Genomic DNA, 3,055 nt, shown 5'->3' with positions numbered 1-3,055 from the left:
GCGCCTTCCGTCCCAGTCGATACCGACCGCGATCAGCACCGCCTGGCTCATGACAACACCGGCTTCACGCACCTTCTCGTAGCGCGCATCGAGGATGAGGTAAGGAAACGGCTCCTGAGGTCGTTCGGCAAACGCCTTCAGGCTCTCGTCCAAGCGCTTGTTGATGGCCGAGATCGACGAAGCCGAGAACGCATGACCGCACAGCTCTTCCGTGATCGCCTTGACCTTGCGGGTCGACACGCCCTGGACATACATCTCCGCAAGCGTTGCAACCAAGGCCCGCTCCGAACGCTGGTAGCGCTCGAACAGCTCCGTGGAGAAGTGACCCGCCCGGTCCTGTGGAACCCGCAGCTCAAGCTTGCCCACCCGGGTGACCAGGGTGCGGCCGTAGTAACCCGAGCGATACCCAAGGCGCTCAGGCGTGCGTTCGCCCTTCGAAGCACCCAGCGCCTCCTCCATCTCGGCCTCGAGAACCTCCTGCATTACCGCACGGATCACTTCGTGCAGCCCCTCCGGGTTCGAAAGCAGAATGTCTTTGACGGCAGCGCTGGTCGATTTACCTTCTGTCTTGGTCATGGTGGCGTTCCTTCCAGGGAATCGGTGACGTTGAACATCACCAGCCTGCCATGACCGCCCTCTCTCAGCGAATTGCAGAACTCTCAGCACACTACCTTCCCTACTCGCAATGCGACGCGCGCTTCACGCCCTGCCTGTGATCGGTATGACTGAGATGGGGCCGCAAGCGGACCGTCAGCTTCGCGGTGAAAATCCTCAGAAAGCGGCCAGCATGTAGTCGTCGCACGGCTGAAAGAGAGGCGTGACGGGCGAGGAATAGGTCTGGTTTCACCTGATCACCTACGCAGGCAGTTCGACGATCATTGAGCGGCGAGAACGCGGCCCGAGGCAGGAGCTTTGAGCGTCCGATTTTTCACGATCGACCTTCAGGCTCGTCGAGCGCATCGTCTCGACGTTACTGCCGAAACCGAGCCTCCATGCCGGCGCCCTGGGGAGGCAAGACAGCCAGCAACTGGACGGCTCGGGGATTTAGCACCGTTCACCCAGAGCTTTTTGTCGAGATGCAGGCGTATCCGCTGGCCTTCTGCGAAGGACAGCGCAAACGATTCAGGCCGAATGAGCGTGTAATTTCCTGGTCGGTCTCTATGATGCGGACGACCCTACCCATTCGCCACTGGCTCCGACTACTTCCACGCAAGGCGTGGCCCTGCGAATTGGCACCACCTTGCCCATCACATCCTCCCTACGAAACGCAATGGGAAGTCGATTTAAGACCGTCGTAGTCGGGAGTTCAATAACTAATGCTTGCTCGGAATCGGACGAGCCATCCTGGATGGGCAGTACGAAGGCTGGTTGAATGGCTAACTTGTCATGCCACCTCGGTCAGGCGAACCTTCGGGGGACCTCCCGTGATATAGACTATGCTTCAGGTTGTTGGCATTCAGGATGGCTGCCAGCTCTTCAGCATACTCCATGTCGGGAAGGTCGACAGAAGGGTGGCCCACTATAATAGCCGGCTGCCCGGTGAACACGTCGAACACCGTCCACGTCCCATCCGGTTCCCGCCTTACCTCGTACCGCAGAGTTGCCATGAGGGGATCACATAGGTCGCCGTTTAGGGGTGGGAGTATTTGGTCCACGGTGACGCCGGGCCACCTGAAAGCACCGAGACAGTCGGCGCTTAGTAACGCGCCCGCCCACCCGACATGTCGAATACCGCGCCGGTATTGAAGTTGCTGGCGTCCGAGCACAGCCAGGCCACCATGTGGGCAACTTCTTCGACCCGGCCGAGCCGGTTCATTGGACTATCGGCGATCATTGTCTCGACAGCTGCGACCCCGAGGTTTCGGATCATGTCAGTATCGATTGGCCCAGGAGCGACGCAGTTCACGCGTATGTTTGTATTGGCAACCTCACGCCCAAGCGCCTTTGTGAAGACTACGATACCTGCGCTGGAGGCTGAATAGGCGGCAAGGTTGGCAAGTCCTTCCTTGCCCGCCAAAGAGCCCATATTGACAATGCGGCCAACACCCCATTTTCGCATGTGGGGCAAAACCAACTGCGTCACTTGCATCGTGCCGATCAGATTGGTTTCGATGATGCTTCGCCAGTCTGCAGGTTCGTGTTGGTCAAACGGGTGAAGGGTTCCTAGATAACCGGCGTTGTTAACCAGAACGTCTATACGCAGGCCACGATCGACGATCATGTTGATCGCATGGGTTACCTGATCGCGGCTGGTAATATCGACCTTCGTAGACACCACACCCTTCAGTTCGATCTGATCTCGATCCCACACGTGCACTGAAGCACCCGACGCTACAAGGCGCTCTACGATTGCCTTGCCGATACTCTTTGCTCCGCCGGTTACGACGGCTGTCTTGCCAATGAGGTCATATGATACCGGCACAAAGCCCCCATTCATGTGTGTTCACACGGGATAAGTTTAGCAGGATCGCATATTTTCGCCAGCGGCCAGATGGTCTGGGGGGCGCCGGAGCCAGCTATGACCTGATCGGTAGCGAGCTCCAGATCGTACACAGCTTCGCCTTGCGGCGCCGCCTGGCGCTTTTCGTCACCTTTTCCTGTTCAGATGCCTCTTGGCAGGTCAAGGGGGCTAGACGATGTTGTTCTTTGTCCCGCTCTCCTGCGGCGACACGCCATTGCCCAGTTTGAAAGAACCAAAGAGACAATCAGGACAGGCCGGCGATATTTCGATGAAGGGCTTTCGCCATTAGTTAGCGCAGGCTAATATGCGTTCTTCGCGGTCAGAGAGCCGCCTGCATGTTGGGCAGAGATGCTTTAGCACCTGATACAATCGTGCCAGCCGCGATGCCTATCCCAATTTGCCTTGGCGTCTTCCCCGACGGGCTCTGGCTAGAAGCATTCCAAACCGATCAGGATATCCGTGCCTATTGGAGAGGCTATGCCCTTGCGGGCACGGTGTGTGACCTGAGACCCTGAAGCTCCTCCAGTTTTTGGTAGAGTCTGTCCCACTCAAGGAGACGGACGAATGAAGCGTTCACGGTTCACGGAAGAACAA

General features: G+C 57.9%; 2 protein-coding genes. Both read right to left on the bottom strand.

The window, feature by feature from the left end; translation table 11 throughout:
- Window positions 1–576, bottom strand: a 576-nt coding sequence (locus NKI05_RS32065) for an IS256 family transposase (RefSeq protein ID WP_352794219.1), incomplete at its 3' end; no start/stop codon positions are given.
- Window positions 577–1,696: 1,120 nt separating this feature from the next.
- Complete coding sequence (locus NKI05_RS32060; protein WP_023673881.1) at window positions 1,697–2,437, bottom strand: SDR family NAD(P)-dependent oxidoreductase; 741 nt, start codon at window positions 2,435–2,437, stop codon at window positions 1,697–1,699.
- Window positions 2,438–3,055: the final 618 nt, after the last annotated feature.

This window comes from Mesorhizobium sp. M0771 (genome assembly GCF_040320155.1).
Classification (GTDB): Bacteria; Pseudomonadota; Alphaproteobacteria; order Rhizobiales; family Rhizobiaceae; genus Mesorhizobium.
Note: the sequence above shows the minus strand (reverse complement) of the source record. Positions and strands in the feature narration are given on the sequence as shown.

Coding starts and splice junctions, on each gene's coding strand:
- NKI05_RS32060 (WP_023673881.1), bottom strand. CDS start 2,437: ATGAATGGGGGCTTTGTGCCGGTATCATATGACCTCATTGGCAAGACA.